The organism is Novipirellula artificiosorum, assembly GCF_007860135.1.
GTDB classification, from domain to species: domain Bacteria; phylum Planctomycetota; class Planctomycetia; order Pirellulales; family Pirellulaceae; genus Novipirellula_A; species Novipirellula_A artificiosorum.
In genome coordinates, this window is sequence record NZ_SJPV01000001.1 from 1,394,122 (window position 1) to 1,413,283 (window position 19,162).

Sequence of the window (19,162 nt, forward strand, 5' to 3'; positions counted from 1 at the left end):
CTATTTTGACCGGTTTCCTTGAAATGGCAACGGTTCGACATGGCATCTGAGCAACGATTCGATCAGCGATTGGCCTGGCGATCCGAAAATTTGCGTTTTAACGCCTTTGGGGCTGCATTGAAGCGAAAGTTTGGCGGTCGAATTCAGCGGGTCAGTATCGACGCCGGTTTTACCTGTCCAAATGTTGATGGCGCCGTCGCTCGCGGAGGGTGCAACTTTTGTGACAACCGTTCGTTCAGCCCCTCTCGCCGGGTGCGGCTGAAACAGGTGAACGAGCAGTTGACGCGGGGGATTGCCTCGGTGACAGAGCGATACTCGAAAGTTGCCGGGTTTATCGCCTATTTTCAACCTGCCACCAACACTTACGCTCCGGTTGATCAGTTGGAGGAGCTTTTCGAATTAGCCCTTTCGCTCGACGACCGAGTCGTTGGGTTGGCGGTCGGGACACGGCCTGATTGTGTTCCCGATTCCGTGCTCGATCTGCTCGAGCATTTTGCGAAGACCGCCAACGTCTCGCTCGAATTTGGCATGCAAACGATCCACCAGGCGGGGCTCGATTGGATGAATCGGGCTCATGATCACGCCAGCATGGTCAACGCGATCGACCGCAGCCGAGGTCGTGGATTCGAGTGCTGCGGGCATGTGATTTTGGGCATTCCGGGGGAGACGCACACGATGATGATGCAGACGGCCCAGGAGGTCGGACGGTTAGGATTGGACGCAATCAAGTTGCACAACTTGTATGCGGTTGAGGGCACGCCGCTTGGGGATCAAGTGATCGCAGGGGAAATCGAATGGATGGGAAAAGACGAGTACATTCACACCGTCGTCGATTTTCTCGAGCGGATTCCCCCCGAAACGATTGTCGAGCGGATCAGCGGGGAGGCGCCACCGAGTTACTTGATCGAGCCACGGTGGTGCCTGGAGAAATCATCGATTCGATTAGGGATTGAGCAAGAATTCGCTGCTCGCGGTACACGGCAAGGGGACCGTTTCGTTCCGCCCGAGGTTGCCCCCGCCGATCGGCCTCGCCCCAGCGACACGACGCCCGAGTCGATTCGTCACCAAATCGATCAGCGTCGCCGATTGCCCGTGCTCAAAATGGAAGGCTAGTTGCGGGACTACATGCGGGTTGATTTGTTGCTATTCTACTTGCGTAGCGCGGTGCGACCGCAAACGAAGCGAGCAAACGCTCGGATCCCGTTGGCCCGCATCCGTGGGTCGCTGGAATCGTGTCACGAGGACATCCATTTCGGCGACAACTGATTTCGAGGGATTTCTTTGCTTTTCCCTCCATGATTGACTCTTCTACCGAAGGAAGTTGCATGTCCGCAGACCCCGCGGCGAACCCAGACGCCATCAGCTCCGATGCCCTTAGCGAGGCAGATACGGGCCGGCTGCATGAAGCGCGCAGACGCATCATCGAACAACTTGGCAAAATCATTGTTGGCCAAGAACGGGTCATCGATGAAATCATGATCTGTCTGTTCAGTCGCGGTCACTGCATGCTCGAGGGGGTCCCGGGGCTAGCCAAAACCCTGATGATCAGCACGCTCGCTCAAACCTTGGACCTGTCGTTTAGCCGAATCCAGTTCACGCCCGACTTGATGCCGGCCGACGTCACGGGAACGGAAATCATGGAAGAAGACCGGGCGACCGGTCACCGTGATTTCCGCTTCATGCAGGGACCCTTGTTTGCCAATGTCGTGTTGGCCGACGAAATCAACCGCACTCCGCCGAAGACCCAGGCCGCACTGCTCGAAGCGATGCAGGAACGACAGGTCACGGTGGGCCGTAATCGCCACCCGCTTGCCGATCCGTTTTTCGTCTTGGCCACGCAAAACCCGATCGAACAGGAGGGCACTTATCCGTTGCCCGAAGCCCAGCAAGACCGCTTCATGTTCAAGGTCTATGTGAAGTATCCGAGCTTTGATGAGGAGTTCGAGGTGGCGCGGCGTACAACCGGCACGGCCATCGAAAAAGTCGAAGCGGTGCTTGGAGCCGAAGAGATTTTGCGATTGCAGCACTTGGTGCGGCAAGTGCCCGTCAGCGACCATGTCGTTCGCTATGCCTTGTCGCTGGTTCGGCAAACGCGCGTCGGCGGTGATGGCGTGCCCGATTTTGTCGATGAGCTTGTCGGTTGGGGGGCCGGTCCCCGGGCGGTCCAGTTCATGATTCTCGGTGGCAAGGCTCGGGCTCTGTTGCAAGGGCGTTTCCATGTGCAAATCGAGGATATTCAATACTTAGCCAAACCGGTCCTTCGTCACCGCATGGTGGTTAACTTTGCCGCGGAAAGTGACGGGGTGACCAGCGACGATGTGATCGACCGCATTATCGCGGCAACGCCAACGACCGAGGATGAACTTTCACGCGATGCCCGATTCCAAAAGATATTTGCGTCCTGAGGTCACCGCGCGAATCCGTCGGTTGGAGTTGACGGCGCGACGTGTGGTCGAAGGGTTCCTGTCAGGAATGCACCGAAGTCCTTACTTTGGACAGTCGATCGAGTTCCTGCAGCACCGCCAATACACTCGAGGTGACGAGATCCGTCATATCGATTGGAAGGTCTACGCGCGTCAAGATCGATTGCACATCAAGCAGTACGAAGAAGAAACCAACATGCGGTTGACCTTGTTGGTCGACCGCTCGGCCAGCATGGCGTACGGCGACGGGGAATCGAATAAGTTCGACTATTCGTCTTCGATTGCCGCTTCGTTGGCCTACCTTGCACTTCGTCAAAAAGATGCCACGGGGCTATTCACCTTTGACACTCAAGTCCGAGCGACCGTTCCGGCCAAAAGCAACCAACAGCAACTGACGCGTATCCTATCGATGCTCGACTCGGTGGGTGCCGACGGCCGAACTGATTTGGTGGCCGTCGCGAAGGAAATTGCTCAAGGCATTCCACGCCGCGGTTTAGTGGTGATCCTTTCCGATCTGCTCGGAGTGGATTCGCTGGTCGAAGGGTTGAGGTTCCTGAGAAGTCGAGGCCACGATGTCGCAATGTTTCACGTCTTGCACGGCGATGAATTGGATTTCGAGTTCAATGGAGCGACTCGCTTCGAAGGTTTGGAAACCGATGACATGCTCAATTGCAATCCAAGAGCCTTGCGGGAAGGATACCTTGAGGCCTTGAATGAGTTTTTGACCAAGACCAAGCAAGCGTGCGGCCGATTATCGATCGATTACCTACAAGTCCGGACGAACGAGCCGCTGGACGCGGTGTTAGCCAAGTTTTTAGCGGCACGGCAATCGTTGCCGAAGTTGAAGAAATGAGAGACAGCGTGGGCTGGGGATGAGGGGGCCTCGTGGACGCAACTCAGGGCCAACGGATGGCCAGGAGGCAGCAAGACAGATGACAGCAAGAATACACCTTACACCGGGACCCTGGACTGATGAAAAGATTGTGGACACGTTCTCGCAGTTAACCGAACTAGACCTGGCTCCCTTCTCCCCCGATTTTTCGGGGGAGAAGGGCTGGGGATGAGGGGGGATCAGCACACGCAAATGGCCAGTAACTCTGGCTCGGCGAAAGCCCCTCACCTCCAGCCCCTCTCCCCACAAGGAGGTCGTGCAGTTTTTAAGTTGTTGATTGAAAAAGACTTACAAGATTTACCTCTCCCTCTGGGAGAGGTCGAGCCTAAGCGAGGGAGAGGGAAAACGGGCTGCGATTACAACATGAAATTCCAGCACTGTTTCTATACCGGCCCTCCCCCTCGCTGCGCTCGACCCCTCCCGCTGCGCGGGCAGGGGTGGTTGGATACCTAAACACTTCAGCAGTCACAACTTAAAAACTGCACGACCTCCAAGTGGGGCGAGGGGAGCCAAAATGGATCGGGTCGGTGTGAACGTGAAAAATGGCTTCGTTTGTCTAGTCGAATTCCTTTCATCAGGCCACCCTGACCCCTGACCGCTGACCGCTGACCGCTGACATCTGACATCTGACATCTGACATCTGACATCTGACATCTGACCCTCAACTCCCCACTCGACCTTGTTCCTTTACCCTGCTTTAACGATTGGCTTTCTTTTCGTCGCGGTGCCGTTGTTGGTCCATTTGATCAACATGCTTCGGCATCGGCGGCAGAAATGGGCCGCCATGGATTTTCTGCTGGCCAGTTATCGGAAGCAGAAGAAATGGATTCGTTTACGGCAGATTTTGCTGCTGCTTTCTCGGTTAGCGGTCGCTGCGGTCCTGATTGCGATGCTTTGTGGTTGGACGGGCGGTGGACCGATCTTGGGGGTCCTGGGGGGCAGTACGACGCACCATGTCGTGGTTTTGGACGACAGCTATTCGATGGGAGACAGCAGCGGCGGCGTGTCGGCCTATGTTCGTTCGCTACAGACGCTCCAGGATCTGACGCGTCGTTTGGCCAGTGACGATGGCATTCATGAGTTAACGGTGATGCGATCGAGCCGCGCGGCGATGACCGTGCGTGGTGGTAGCGACTCGGGTGACTCCGCTGCTGATTTGTCTGCCCAAACGATCACTTCCGACGCTCGGTTGATTAACCGCGTGATGTCAACCGAAGTTTCGCCGATTCAAACCGACTTGGTTGCCGCGCTCGATCTTGCAGGAGAGTTGATTCGCACCGCGCCGGCCGACCAGAAGGTCCTGTACATCGCCAGTGATTTTCGGCAGCGTGATTGGGCTTCCCCTCAACGAATCGCGGAATCGATGCGTGCAATCTCCAGTGATGACGTCTCGATTCGGATGATCGATTGTGCGATCCAGCCCGTATCCAATTTGGCCGTGACGGACATTGCTCCGGTTCGGGATGTTTGGGTCGCGGGAGTGCCGGTCGTCGTCAATGCGACCCTCCGCAATTATGGGCCCAACAATGTAAGCAACGTTCCGCTTGAAGTGAAGGTCTACCATTACTCGGCGGAACTCGGTCAGCCCGACCCGACGTTGGCCGTCAGCGGCCGAGTCGAATCGTTGCCTGCCTTGGTGATCGAATCGCTGGAAGCGGGAGCCGAAATCACCAAGACGTTTCAGGTATTCATCGCCGAACAGGGGACTCACGCGATCGAAGTCTCGCTTCCCGAGGATTCGCTGGCCATCGACAATTCGCGAACGTGTACGTTACCGCTATCGGATGCCGAGAAGGTTCTGATCGTCGATGGCAGCACGGATGGGCGTGGCGCTTATCACGTGGCCTCGGTACTCGATCCCGGCAGCCAAGTGCGTATCGGTGCGATTCCCGACATCCAGCCGCTCTCGTTCTTGCGATCGGCAACGGCTGAGACTTTGGCCACCTATCGCGCCATCTACCTTATCGATGTGCCGGAGATCAGCGAGAATGTCGCGGATGCGCTCGATCGGTATGTACGACTTGGGGGCGGATTGGCTTGGTTTCTTGGCAACGAGATCAACAAGGATTCTTACAACGAACAGCTTCTTGCCGGTGACCGGCGCCTCTTGCCGCTTCCGCTAGAGACGCAAACCGATGTTCCGCCGCCCTCGGAAGCATCGTCTGCGGATGTGATCTTTGGTGACGCACCAGAGCTTCTTGCACCTCTGCGAGCCGGTGGTGATGCCGCCCTTTCGTTGATCGGTTTGTCTCGTTCATGGACGCTCGAAACGCCAAGCCTTGAGCAACCGGATGATACCGATCGACCGCGAGTCCGCGTCGCGATTCAACGCCGTGACGGTGCGCCGCTCGTCACCCAGCATGACGTTGACCGGGGGCGAATCATCACGGTGCTAACCGGATTGGATGGGAGCTGGACGAATTGGCCGGGTGACCCCACGTTTGTTGTCTTCCTGCTGCAAGCGAATGCAGATTTGTGGAGTGGTGCGGCTCCGCCAACCCAGCGGTTTATCGATGAGGCCGTGAATCGTCAGGTAGCACTTTCTGCCTACGCGCCCGAAGCGACCTACGTGCCCGCCGCGATGGAACCACCACGCGTGCCGATTGAAGTGGCGGCGAATGTGATCGAAGATGCTGCGGAGCCTTTTGCTTCGATCGCTCAATTCGCGTGGGATCCTACCGAATTGGTCATTGACGGCGAAGCGAACCTGAATGATCTGTTGCGGCCTGGCATCGCCGAATGGGTCTTGACCCGTAGCGACGGACGTGGCCAAGTCATCCCCGTCGCCTCGGTCCTTCGTACCGGCGAAGGGGATTTGCGGCGTGCGGATTCCGCAGCGATTCAGCAGGACTTGTTGCCCATCGAGGTCAAGTTTTTGTCCAGCGATGATTGGACCGCGCAGTACCAAACGGCTGGCAGTTCGACGTTGGCCTTGCTGTTGCTCGGTTTGCTCGGCACACTGCTTGCCGCCGAGCAGACGCTTGCGTACTGGGCAAGTTATCACGCGCCTGCAAGCGGAACACAAAAATCAAAACGGTCCTTTTTAAATCACCAAGGACCGTTTTCTGTCCGAGGTGGACGATGAATGAAATGATCAACGAATCGATTGGCCACGGCACGCAACAAGTGGTCTACGAATTCGCGCGGGCGTCGACGCTTGAAGGTTGGTGGTCTTGGGCCCTGCTGATCGGTTCGCTGGCTGCGCTGTTGTTCGTTTCCGTACGGCTCTATCGTCGCGATGTCGCCGAATTGCCAAAGCTGACACGGTGGACCTTGATCTGGCTCAGACTACTGACGATCGCCTCGCTGATCTTTTTCTTCTTCGATTTGCATCGGCGAACCGAGCGGCGGGTAACGCGACCGAGTGAGGTGGTGATCCTGGTCGACACCAGCCAGAGTATGTCGCTGCCCGTTGGCGCGATCGCCAGTACCGAGACGCGAGCGGAACGAGCGGCTCGGGTCTTAGCCGAATCGGATCTCTTGTCGCGGCTTGAGCAGGAGCACCGGGTCAGCGTCTATGCGTTTGACCAAGCCAGCGCCCCCCAATTGCTTGAAACCCGTGGCGGATTTTTTGAGACCCGCGAGGATGACGAGGCCGATTCCTCGTCGTCATCGTTTTCGACCTTGGCGGTCGTCGGCTCGTTGCTTGTGGCCCTCGGGGTGTTGCTGTCCGCGCTGTCGTTGTTGGTCGGAGCGGCGGGTCGGACTCAGGCGGTGCCTTGGCTGCTGGCCGCGACAGCCACCTCGTTGGTGCTCGGTGTGATCGTGCTCGGCAGTGTCTACGCGGTGCATACGGACCAATCGCTGACGCAAATTCTCGGGGTCAGCGAAGAAGCTGCTGCGACACAACAGGAAAAGGCTCCAGCGGAACCGAGCACGACTCCGGCGCCTGTTCGCGTTGCCGATTGGTCTCAAGCCATCGCGGCCACCGGCTCGCAAAGCCGAATCGGTGATGCGTTGCGAAGTATCTTGTCGGATTTTGACCCCTCGACGCTATCCGGCATCGTCGTCATGACCGACGGCCAAAATAACGGAGGCGTTGGGACCGGAGCCGCGATCGCAGCCGCACGACGAAGCGAAGTTGCCATCTTCCCGGTTGGCCTAGGCAGCAGCAGTGCCCCAGTGAACGTACGGGTCGTCGATCTTGACGCTCCGCGACGCGTCTACCCCGGTGATAAATTCGCGGTTACTGCGATGCTACAAGCCAGCGGGCCAAACAACCTGGAAGTCGATGTTCAATTGCTGGACCAACTTGATCCTTCGGCTACCAGTGGCATGAATGCAGCGGACGAATCCTCAACGAGTTTTGGGGAAGTGGTGGATAGTCAAAAAGTGAAAGTCGCCAGCGACGGAACGTTGACCTCCGTCCGCTTCGAGATCGAACCCGAGACCGTGGGCCGTCGCCGCTTGGCGATTCGTGTTGTTGCACCCGAGGAAGACCAGAACCAACGTGACGATGCCCGATCCGCTCGATACGAAGTGGTGGCGAAGAAGTTGCGCGTCCTCGCCATCGCCGGGGGGCCAACTCGCGAATACCGTTTCGTGCGAAACTTGTTGTTTCGTGATAAGTCGATCGAGCTTCATGTTTGGTTGCAAACGGGAAGACCCGGCATGAGTCAAGATGCCGATCGCGTGCTCGATCAGTTCCCCGCGAAGCCAGAGGAATTGTTCGAGTACGATACGATCATCGCGTTCGATCCCGATTGGACAGCGATCAATGCCGATTCGCTTGACCTGCTCGATCGATGGCTTAGCCAGCAAGCCGGTGGACTGATCCTGATCGCGGGGCCGGTCTACCATCCCCAATGGACAAGGCTGAGGACCGATCCGCGGGTGAGCCGCATTTCGGGGTTCTTCCCGGTCAATTTGTCGACGCGTGGAGCTCTACTCGCAGGCGGTCGGCAAGGTGGCGAGAATTCGTGGCCTTTCCAATTTACCCCCGAAGCGCGGCGAGCTGAGTTTTTATGGATTGCGGAAGATCCGGCCGACAGTTTTGATGCTTGGGAACAATTTGGCGGTGTCTACGATTTCGTTGGCGTGAAAACGGCAAAACCCGGTGCCAAGGTTTATGCCTACTTTTCCGATCCCACCACCGAGGTTGGCGGATCGCTGCCTGTTTATTTGGCATCGCATTTCTACGGTGCGGGTCGCGTCTACTTTCAGGGCAGCGGTGAGATCTGGCGACTGCGCGGGGAAAGTGATGCTTATTTCGATAGCTACTACACCAAGTTGGTCCGCTGGGTGAGTGAAGGCCGTTTGATGCGTGACAGTACCCGAGGTGTGTTGCTGGTCGATACATCGCGAGCGATGGTCGGGGAAACGGTCACGGTGCGTGCCATTCTGAGCGACGACCAATTCGAACCCCTCGACGTCCCCCAAGTCGCAGCCAAGTTGTTGTCCCCGAGTGGCCGTATCGAAGATATCTCGCTGTTGCCGCTGAAAGGCGAGCCCCGACCGGGTACCTACGGCGGTCGTTTTGTCGTTCGCGAAGCGGGAAGCTATGAATTGTTGCTAACGCTCGGTGATGCATTAGAGGAACAAGTCCTTCGTCAAAGCGTGCAGGTGCGGCTGCCGACCGTAGAACTCGAGCGACCGCGACGGAACGATGGGGAACTCAAACAACTCGCCGAGATGACCGCGGGTGTTTACACCGCCGTCGATCCCGATACGACCAACGATCAGGTCAGAAAAACATTGACGGCAGAGCTAAAACCGCAACCGCAAACCACGATCTTGCCTGGCACCCCTGACATCGATTTCAATCGTCGCCGCAACGTCGTGCTGATGTGGCTGATTGCGATGATGCTGACCATGGAATGGGTGACAAGGCGACTCCACCGGTTGGCATAGGGCTTTCGTCGTTGGTGAGCACGCCGCGGCTGCTTTGCTATAGCTAAGAAGGTGGGTTCACGATGGTGAGCCGTGTTCGCAATTCGACACTATGCTAAACTACGTTATCTTGGCGCCCTTTTCATTGCCTTTCCTTTCGATTGTTTTTCTCGATGGCCAAACCGTCTTCGCTTGATCCGAAACTTCGCGAATTGATCGATTTGCTGCGGCAACAGATTCGCCGCTATGTCGTCATTGATTCTTTGTTAGCAATCGCCGCGGTCATTTTGACCGCATTTTGGATTGGATTGGCGTTGGATTATGGCCCCGTGTTACTTGGCGGGACAGAGATGCCGCCGCTGGCGAGAGCCATTTTGTTGATGTTGGTTGCGGGCACGGTCATCGCGATCACCGCTCGAATGTTGATGGGTCGGTTACGTCGGCCGCTTCCGGACGACAGTTTGGCGCTGTTGGTCGAACGTCAACATCCTAACCTTGGCGGCCGGCTGATCACGACGGTCCAGTTAAGTGAAGCGACACGGGAAGGGGATTCGCATTCGCCCGAGTTGCTTCAACGCGTCCACCGACAGACAGCCGCAGCCATCGACGAAGTCGAGACGCATCGAGTCTTTTCGTGGCAACCGATCCTGCGCAAATCGATGCTGGTCGCGCCATTGGCGTTGGCAGCAATCGGGCTGCTCTTGATCAGCCCCCAAGCATTCGGCCGAGCGGCGGGCCGTTTGACGCTGCTTTCGAATGAACCCTGGCCAAGACGCGCTCATCTTGAGATGGTCGGGATCGAGTTACCGGTGATCTCTGCTGCGGAAGAAGATGCCTTGCCCCCTGAATTGATTCCGTTCGTGGACAACAAGCTCCGACTGCCTAAGGGTAGCAGCGGAACACTTCGAATTCGTGCCAAGGCCGACGACGCCGAAGTCCCGGTGGTTTGCACCGTCTATTATCGCAGCGAGGATGGCACGCGGGGACAATCCAACATGCGGCGAATCGGTCGCGTGGTTGACGGTTATCAATCGTTTGTGCTTGACGGTCCGCCACTGGCGGGGTTAAGCGAATCGCTCTCGATCAGCGTTCGTGGGCTTGATGATCGATTAGCGGAATACCAGATCGACGCGGTCACCCCACCTGCTATCACGAACATGGAGGTCTCGGTCCGCTATCCCGATTACCTGCGCAGTGAGGGTTCCTCTTCCTATGACTTGCAAACCCGTTATCAAGCAGGACTTCGGCTTCGCGAAGGTAGCGACGTTGTCCTGACGGCCACAAGCAATGTTCCGCTGAGTGAGTCCGATGTTGTGCTGCGGACCGATTCCGGCGCGACCGAAGCGATTGAGTTGACACCCAACAAGGATCACCGTCAAAACCAAGTTATGATCGAGAATTTTAGCCGTGCGACGGCGATTCGGATCGTGCCACGAGATTGGGAGGGCATTTCGGCTCAGGCCCCTTATCGCTACTACCTTGGCGTGATCACCGACGAGGCCCCCGAAGTACGATTGCGGCTGAAGGGGATCGGGACTGCGGTGACTCCGATCGCCAAGATCCCGTTTGAGGTTGTGGCAACCGACGACTACGGGGTCGAGTCGTTGCAAGTGACCGCTGCGACGATGGTCAAGGCAGAGCCAGGGAAGAGCGACGCCGCCCCCACCGAGTCTGCCGACGCAGCGTGGACGAACGAGTCCGCCTCGGTCAGCGTGCCATTGAGGTGGGATCGCGCAGGAAATGCGAATTCCGAAATCGACTTGCGAGACGATGCTGCATCGGGGCGTTTGCCTGAGCTCCGTCCGGACGAAGCCATCAGCGTGTTTGCCGAAGCTGACGATGCTTACGACCTCGGACAGCCGCATTTGACGCGTAGCGAGCTCTTCCGTTTGCAGATCGTCACACCTGAGAAGTTGCTGGCACTTTTGGAGCGGCGCGAACTCGGCCTACGAACGCGGTTGGAACAAACCATCGATGAGACCCGTCATTTACGAGACACGCTCGATCTATTGCGTTCGCAAGGATTCGAAGACGTCGTGGAGGGTGAATTGGGCGAGGATGCTGCGGGGGCTCTCGGCGACCAAAACGACGCGACGCATGCCAAGCAAGTGAGACGGCTTCGGGTGCAACAATCAGGGCTTCAGGCGAACAAGACGTCCGAGGAACTCACTGGGATCGCTGCATCGCTTGACGATTTGCTTGAAGAAATGATCAACAATCGTGTGGATTCGGCGGATCGCCGGGAACGGATCGGATCCGGCGTGCGTGATCCGCTGAAGAACATCGTTGGAGGACCGCTGGAAACGCTGAAACGCCAAATTCGGGAACTCGAAACGCTGCGAGATCAGCCCGTTGAAGCGAGCGCGAAAGCGACGGATTCGGTTCAAACCGCGGAAGAGGTCCTGCTGCAATTGACCGCGGTGTTGGAAAAGATGCTTGACCTGGAAAGCTACAACGAAATCCTTGATATGGTTCGTCAGTTGATCGAGGACGAAACGACGCTGCTTGAGGAAACGAAAAAAGAGCAGAAGAAGCGAGTCATGGATTTGTTTAAATAGTCTTCGGATCCCCTAAAAGAATGCTCATGAAACTGCCCAAGCACTTGCCGCGAATCGCCATTGTGGTCGTTACCCTGTTGGTTTCGATGGCTAACACGCTGGCCCAAGAAACGAATTTACCGCAACGTCAATCGGGAGTCGCCGGTCGCTACGAACGACTCGAAGAGTTGCTGCTGCGATTGGCGGAAATGGAATCCACCGAGAATCCCGAACGCGCGGCGCTGCTGCGCCGTGCAGCGCGTCAATCACGCGACCAGTTTGTGCTGAATAAACTTCAAACCGCCTCTGCGGCTTTGCTGAACCAGCGGTTCCAAGAAGCGGTCGATAACCAAACCGATGCGAAAGAGGGGCTGGAAAGCTTGTTGCAGTTGTTGATGAGTGAAGATCGTTCAAAGCGCATTCGTGATGAAAAAGAACGTATCGCAAACTTGATCAAGAACTTGAAACGGGTCGAGCGTGCCGAGCGTAGCACGCGTTCGAGGACGGAGAACGGCGCCGACATGAAAGAGGTCGAAGCCGAACAGAAATCCATCACCGAGCGGAGCGAAGCACTCAAAGCCGAGCTGTCGCAAAATGACGACGCCGAACAGGAACCGAAGGAGTCCTCCGAAGACGAGAGTTCCGACCAAGCCACTCCCGACGAAAAGGAAACCAACCCAGACAAGCCATCCGATCCGGCTGGCGAAAAGCCGGAATCCGATTCCGCTCAAAAGCCGAACGATTCGAAGCCAAACAAACCCTCTTCCTCGAAGCCGTCACCACCGCAATCGAAGCCGTCGGACCAGCAGGCTGATCCCGAGAGCGAATCCGAGCCAAATCCAGATCAGCCAAGGGAAACGCCGCAGGCCAATCCCTCGGAACCATCACCCCCCCAGCAAGCTCAATCGCCCGAACAACTCGCCCAACAGCAGCTGCAAAAGGCGATTGAGAAAATGCAGGAAGCGGAAAAGGAGCTCGAAACCAGCCAGCGCGACAAAGCGTCGGAGCGTCAGCGGGAAGCGGAAGAAAATTTGCGGGCGGCCATCGACCGATTGGAACGCATTTTGCGTCAGCTTCGTGAGGAAGAAATGCAGCGAGAGCTGGCGAAGTTGGAAGCTCGACTGCGCCGAATGGCGGCGATGCAGTCCAAGGTGCTTGACGATACCGTGGCGCTGGCTGCGACTCCAAAAGCACAACGAAACCGGCAAACCGACCTGAAAGCGGGCGATTTGGCCTTTGAAGAAAAAAAAATCACCCTCGAAGCGGATCGGGCGATGCTACTATTGCGAGAAGAAGGATCCAGTGTCGCGTTTCCGGAGGTCGTTTCGCAAATTCGCTTGGACACCACGCATGTAGCCGAGCGATTGGGCGAAACCAAGATTGATGCGGTCACGCAGGGGATCCAGACGGATATTTTGGCCGCTCTCGAAGAAATGATTGAGGCCTTGCAAAAGGCGCAGCGGGATTTAGAGAAGAAACGACAGGAGCAGCAGGGCGAACCCCAACAGGGGGGGCAGGAGGAACAGCCGCTGGTCGAAGCGTTGGCGGAATTGAAGTTGCTGCGTACGATGGAAAAGCGAGTGAAAACGACGACCTCACGCTACTCGGCACTTCTCGAAACGGGCGAATCGTCGATCGCCGAAACGCTGCCGCTGCTACAAGACTTGTCGCTGCGGCAAAATCGTCTGTACCAGATCGCTCGAGATTTGGTATTGAAGCGAAACCAGTAACAAAACCCGAGGATGCCCGTGGCTGTTTTTAACGCATCTCGATCGACGGATCTGCCCAAAACTTGGGCAGCCGCTCAGCCCTCGGCCACCGTTTGGGTCTGTCCGACCCCCTGTTCAATCAAGTTTTCGGTTGCCGCATGCGTCTACTTCGCGGCGGCCATTGTTGCGACTTCGGTAGCGTTTGGCGACGATGCCTTCGAGCGACGATCGAGCTGGCAGCGGTACGATGTTGCCCAAATGTCTCAGATGCTGCGGTCGTCACTTGATGAAATTGGCGTTTTGCCCCTTGCCATGGATCAAGCGTCCGAACAGTTCATCGCGGCGATTGAAAAGCGGGATATGGATCCACTCGATGCGTATGTCGCCAGCGTGCGACGGATCGTGCCGTCGGTCGACGCCTTGGTGATCTCAACCGAGATGAGTTTGGCGCAGGCGGGGGCCAGCATCGACCCCAATGCTCCCACCTATGGCGAGATTGAATCTTTATCCAAAACGCTTCGGATGACCCTACGAACGTGGCTTGGCCGCGAGCTCGTCCGCAGTCGTTTGTATGACGAAGCGCTTCCAGTGATTGCGGAAGTCGATGCAACCGAATCGATTGACCCCGCTGCGGTGTTGTTCTATCGCGGTGCGTGTTATCACGCCTTGTTGATGAAGACGGAAGCCTTGGCGGATCTCCGGCGCCTTCTTGAAAACGAGGACGAATCTCCCATTCGCTTTACTCGAACCGCTCAGATGATGATTGCGGACATCAAACCACTCAAAGAGGATTCGCTTGACGAAATCTCGCGGATCATGACCGATGTTTCGCGGCGTTTGGATCTGGGACGCACCGATGAAGAGGTGGAAAAGCGGGAGCAACAGATCATCGACAAGCTGACGAAACTGATTGACAAGATCGAGCAGCAACAGCAACAACAGCAACAGAACCAATCCGCGGGCGGTCAGAACGGCCAAGGCCAGCAACAGGGAACGCCGATGGAAGACAGTCGAATCGCGGGAGCCAATGGCAACGGCGACGTTGACCCCAAGCAAAGAAAAGATGGCGAGGGATGGGGCAATTTGCCTCCCGCACAGCGACAAGAAGCACTGCAACAGATCAGCCGCGATTTGCCAACCCACTACCGCGAAGCCATCGAAGCCTATTTCCGAAAGCTGGCAACCGAAGGGAAATAGAGCGAGGGAGCGTCGCCACCCCCGTCTTTCGCATTTCTTAACACAATCTTCACGGATTCATAACACAACTCTGCCTCGTGTGTTGGGACGTCGACTGCTAGCCTACATGGCAAGTGTCAAGTCGAAGTCGCTCGAGTGACCTTTCCCAACTCAAAATGCAGAGTACTCAGATGAAACGTGAGTCTATTTTTCACTTGATGATCGCCCTGGTGGCAATCACCCTCGGATCCCGGTCGGTTTCGGCCCAAAATTCCGGCCTGCTGGGCAGGGTGGAGATCGATGGTAGTAGTACCGTCTATCCGATCAGCGAAGCAGCAGCAAGCGGATTCACGAGAGCTTTCCCAAAGGTGAAAGTTAATGTCGGTGTTTCTGGAACTGGGGGCGGTTTCAAGCGGTTTACGGTTGGCCAAACCGACATCTCCGACGCATCTCGCCCGATTAAGGCCACGGAATTCGAAGCAGCGAAGGACGCAGGAGTTGACTTCTTTGAACTTCCCGTAGCCTATGACGGTTTGACGCTGGTGGTTCACAAAGGCAACAACTGGGTGGATCATCTAACGATTGACGAGATCAAGAAAATCTTCACGAGTTCTGGGGCCGCAAAGACATGGGCCGAAGTTCGTCAAGGTTGGCCCAATAATCCCATACAAATTTTTGCACCGGGGACAGATTCGGGAACGTTTGATTACTTCAAAGAGGTCGTTGCAGGCGATGACGGTTCATTGCGCTCGGACATGAGCACCAGTGAAGACGACAACGTTCTGGTCACGGGCGTTTCCGGTTCACCAAATGCCATCGGTTTCTTTGGCGTCGCCTATTACGAAGAAAACAAGGACAAGTTGAAATCGGTCGCCATCGTGAATCCTGAATTGAAGGAACCCGTATTGCCGACTGCTGCCACGATCGAGAAGGGAACTTACGCACCATTCAGCCGTCCGCTTTTCATCTACATCAACGCTCGCTCGTTTCGGCGTCCCGAAGTCAGACAGTTTGTTGCCTACTACTTGAAGAACGCCGCTGACTTGGCGACCCAAACGGGCTATGTTCCCCTACCCAAATCCGTGTACGCCGAAGCCATGAATCATTGCCGGCAAGGGAAAACAGGGACGCATTACTTGACCAAGGACATGGAAAAACGATCGGGTGCGGTGACCGAGATTTACACGACTGAAACGCTTGTCAATTAGATGTCCACCGTCATGGAAACGCACGTGCCGGCCGAGGAGCGGATTCGCAGCTTCTTTGTTCGCCCTCGCCGAAGTCTGGCGACGGTCCGTTTGAAAGAGAAGGCGATCTTCTTTGTGCTGATTTGTTGTGGCATCTTCTCGGTGCTCATTACCATCGCAATCATTGGCGTGTTGCTGAGCGAAACGATCACGTTCTTTGGATTTGAAGAAGTCAGCCTAAAGAACTTCCTTGGATCGGCTCAATGGACGCCGCTGCTGGGTGCGACCAAGAGTTTCGGGATTTGGGGGCTGATCAGTGGCACGTTGTTGATCACTGCGATCGCAATGTGTTTTGCATTGCCGCTCGGTTTGATCACCGCGGTGTATTTAAGCGAGTATGCTCCGCGTCGCGTACGAAGCGTCCTCAAACCAGTGCTCGAGGTGTTGGCGGGGATCCCAACGGTCGTGTATGGCTTTTTCGCTTTGACCACGATCACACCGATTTTGCAGTGGCTGCATGGTGGCTTCAACGTTTACAACGCGATGAGTGCCGGGATCGCGGTTGGGATTCTCTGTTTCCCGACGGTCTGCTCTCTCGCCGAAGACGCGCTACAAGCGGTGCCTAGCTCGCTCCGAGACGCCGCCTATGGTTTGGGGGGGACTCGCTTCGATACGTCGGTGAAGGTCATTGTGCCAGCGGCGCTGAGCGGGATTATCAGTGCGTTCTTGCTGGCGATCGCTCGAGCGATTGGTGAAACGATGATTGTCGCCCTCGCCGCTGGAAGTCGCCCACAAATGACCCTTGATCCGCGCGACGAAATTCAAACGATGACCGGCTTCATGGTCCAAATGGCAGGTGGTGATGTGTCGAATTTTGGCACCGAATACTATTCCATGTATGCGGTCGCCTTCACACTCTTCGTCATGACGCTTTCGTTGACGCTGATTGGAAATGTAATCCGCAAACGTTTCCGGGAGACATACGAATGAGCCGCTCACCAACAACGAACGAAGAGGACATTGAAGCGAGACTGAAGAATGCCGAACCGGCCAGCAATCGATCGAGGATGCAAAAGGATCGTGCGTTTCGTTGGCTCTGTATCGCCATCGCAACCGTTTCGGTTCTTGTCTTGGTCGCCTTGTTGACTTCGATTGTGGTGCAAGGCGTCCCGGTGATTTCATGGACCTTGCTCTCGGGCACTCCGGAGCCTGAACCAAGCGAAGCCGGTATGTTTCCTGCGTTGATGGGGACGATTTGGATTTGCAGCTTGTGTGCACTGATCACGTTGCCGATTGGTGTTGCAACCGCGGTATTGCTTGAAGAATTCAAGCCGCGAACCAAAGTCGCTGCATGGTCCTATAGCCTCATTCAGCTGAACATCAGCAACCTTGCAGGGGTACCGAGCGTGGTCTATGGCATCTTGGGCTTGACTGCGTTCGTGTCGATGTTCTCGCTTTTCGGGAATGCAACGCAACCGGGCGCAGCCGTTTGGGAGTGGGGAGCAACCTATTATGACCAATTCTCGAACCTGGGCAGCGATCCTTTTTTGATGATGAGTGATGAGGTGGATGAACGGTACTTTCTTGTGCCGGTTGAAAACCGTACCAATCCACCGACCGTGCCGACCGAAGGGATGATGGCGTACGAAAACAGCGTGGCGGGTTTGGTTCCCGTCGAGGTGCATGTGGCCGATGCCATGGGAGATTTGCCGACCGATCCCGAAGTGTTGGCAACCAGCATCGATTCGGCGGCGGTCCCGGGACGCATTAGCGAAAAGGCATGGTACTATTTCCAATTACCGCTTGGGCGTGGCGTGTTGGCCGGAGCACTGACGCTGATGCTGGTGATCCTGCCCGTGATCATCATCAGCACTCAGGAAGCGCTCCGCGCGGTTCCGTCGTCGTTGCGAGATGGGGCGCTCGGGATCGGAGCGACGCCTTGGCAGGTCGTTTGGAATGTGACCTTGCCCTCGGCGATTCCGGGGATCATGACCGGTTCGATCTTGGCCATGAGTCGTGCGATTGGTGAAACGGCACCGATTTTGATCATTGCGGGGATCGTGTACATTCGAACCTCGCCTCAACATCTGATGGACAGTTATACGGTCATGCCGCTTCAAATCTACAACTGGACCAGCCGACCTCAAGATGAGTTCCACTCGCTTGCAGCCGGCGGGATTGTTATCTTGCTGGGCATTCTGCTTTCGTTCAACGCTGTGGCGGTACTGATTCGTCACCGAATGCAAAAGCCATTGAGCTGAGTACTTATTCACAACGGGCGGCAAGGCCGCAAGAAACGAGTTACCGCTCGCGGATCCTTTTGTCGCACCAAGACAAGCATTCACCTGTTCAACGAAAGAGGAGTGAATTGACCCGTCATGTTATCGCCAGACACTGAATCGATCGGTTTGATGAACGAAATTCCTGCGACCAAGCCAACGGCAAAACCAACCGCCCCGACGGCTTCCGAACCACTTGAAGCGGCTATTTGCACCCAAGACTTGTCGGCCTGGTACGGCGACTTTCAGGCCCTGCATTCGATCACGATCGACATTCCCAAGAACCATGTCACCGCGTTCATTGGCCCCAGTGGTTGTGGAAAGAGCACGCTGCTGCGGTGGTTCAACCGTATGAACGATACTGTGCTGTCGGCGCGGGCGACCGGAACCGTGCGGCTTGGCGATTTGGATTTGCTCAGCCAAGAAACGGACACCGTGGATCTGCGCAGACGCGTGGGGATCGTTTTTCAAAAAGCGAATCCGTTTCCCAAGAGCATCTATGACAACGTCGCTTTTGGTCCACGCTTGCATATGAAATTGAGCAAGAGTGAGTTGGATGAATTGGTGGAATGGTCCTTGCGAAAAGCGGCCGTCTGGGAAGAAGTGAAGGACCGTTTGCATGGTTCCGCACTGGGTTTATCGGGCGGTCAACAACAACGACTTTGCATCGCGCGTGCGATTGCGGTTGGCCCCGAAGTGTTGTTGATGGATGAACCCTGCAGCGCGCTTGACCCCGCCAGCACCTTGGCGATCGAAAACTTGATCTTCGAACTGCGCAAACAATACTCCATCATCATCGTGACTCACAACATGCAACAAGCGTCGCGATCGAGTGATAAGACCGCTTTTTTCTTTGAAGGTCGTTTGATTGAGTTTGCCGATACCGAACGTATTTTTACTCAGCCCGCGGACAAACAAACGGAAGACTACGTGAGCGGTAAGTTTGGCTAGTGGTGCGTCACAACGAAGAATTAGGGTTGCTGGTAGTGGATCTTGTCAAAGATCCCCGTGTCATAGGATCTTTAACAAGATCCACGACCCTGAAATTTGATGCTGACGGTCCGCTAGGAACGTATTTCAAAGTCGAAGCTTGAACCTCCCCTACCCATCGCGCTGAAGCGCAAACTCCA

The 19,162-nt window shown here is 56.1% G+C and carries 12 protein-coding genes; all 12 read left to right on the top strand.

The annotated features are described in order from the left end of the window. The first annotated feature begins 39 nt into the window (after nt 1-39). The 12 genes from Poly41_RS04910 to pstB all read left to right on the top strand — a co-directional run bounded on the left by Poly41_RS04910 (nt 40) and on the right by pstB (nt 18,983). The gene (locus Poly41_RS04910; RefSeq protein ID WP_146524728.1) at nt 40-1,113 is read left to right on the top strand and encodes a TIGR01212 family radical SAM protein; all 1,074 of its coding nucleotides are present in this window, start codon (nt 40-42) and stop codon (nt 1,111-1,113) included. Between the two features lie 212 nt (nt 1,114-1,325). Further along, nucleotides 1,326-2,405: an AAA family ATPase gene (locus Poly41_RS04915; protein ID WP_231615409.1), complete on the top strand. Its 1,080-nt coding sequence runs from the start codon at nt 1,326-1,328 to the stop codon at nt 2,403-2,405. After that, complete coding sequence (locus Poly41_RS04920; protein ID WP_146525002.1) at nt 2,395-3,276, top strand: DUF58 domain-containing protein; 882 nt, start codon at nt 2,395-2,397, stop codon at nt 3,274-3,276. The genes Poly41_RS04915 and Poly41_RS04920 overlap by 11 nt, the downstream gene beginning before the upstream one ends. Nucleotides 3,277-3,994: 718 nt before the next feature. Next, complete coding sequence (locus Poly41_RS04925) at nt 3,995-6,400, top strand: BatA domain-containing protein (RefSeq protein WP_146524730.1); 2,406 nt, start codon at nt 3,995-3,997, stop codon at nt 6,398-6,400. Then, nucleotides 6,397-9,165 carry a vWA domain-containing protein gene (locus Poly41_RS04930; RefSeq protein ID WP_231615410.1) on the top strand — a complete coding sequence of 923 codons (2,769 nt, stop codon included), beginning with the start codon at nt 6,397-6,399 and terminating at the stop codon, nt 9,163-9,165. Before Poly41_RS04925 ends, Poly41_RS04930 begins: the two co-directional genes overlap by 4 nt. Before the next feature lie 152 nt (nt 9,166-9,317). Beyond that, complete coding sequence (locus Poly41_RS04935; protein ID WP_146524731.1) at nt 9,318-11,702, top strand: DUF4175 domain-containing protein; 2,385 nt, start codon at nt 9,318-9,320, stop codon at nt 11,700-11,702. A 26-nt stretch (nt 11,703-11,728) separates the two neighbouring features. Beyond that, complete coding sequence (locus Poly41_RS04940) at nt 11,729-13,411, top strand: hypothetical protein (RefSeq protein ID WP_231615411.1); 1,683 nt, start codon at nt 11,729-11,731, stop codon at nt 13,409-13,411. Between the two features lie 18 nt (nt 13,412-13,429). Continuing rightward, nucleotides 13,430-14,587, top strand: a complete 1,158-nt coding sequence (locus Poly41_RS04945) for a hypothetical protein (RefSeq protein ID WP_231615412.1) — start codon at nt 13,430-13,432, stop codon at nt 14,585-14,587. Nucleotides 14,588-14,757: 170 nt separating this feature from the next. Beyond that, nucleotides 14,758-15,774, top strand: coding sequence for a PstS family phosphate ABC transporter substrate-binding protein (locus Poly41_RS04950; RefSeq protein WP_146524732.1), 1,017 nt, complete (start codon nt 14,758-14,760; stop codon nt 15,772-15,774). Beyond that, nucleotides 15,775-16,743, top strand: a complete 969-nt coding sequence (gene pstC, locus Poly41_RS04955; RefSeq protein WP_231615413.1) for a phosphate ABC transporter permease subunit PstC — start codon at nt 15,775-15,777, stop codon at nt 16,741-16,743. Further along, nucleotides 16,740-18,014 carry a PstA family ABC transporter permease gene (locus Poly41_RS04960; protein WP_146524733.1) on the top strand — a complete coding sequence of 425 codons (1,275 nt, stop codon included), beginning with the start codon at nt 16,740-16,742 and terminating at the stop codon, nt 18,012-18,014. The genes pstC and Poly41_RS04960 overlap by 4 nt, the downstream gene beginning before the upstream one ends. Before the next feature lie 150 nt (nt 18,015-18,164). Continuing rightward, on the top strand, nt 18,165-18,983 hold the full coding sequence (pstB, locus tag Poly41_RS04965; protein WP_146524734.1) for a phosphate ABC transporter ATP-binding protein PstB: 819 nt from the start codon (nt 18,165-18,167) through the stop codon (nt 18,981-18,983). Nucleotides 18,984-19,162 lie beyond the last annotated feature (179 nt).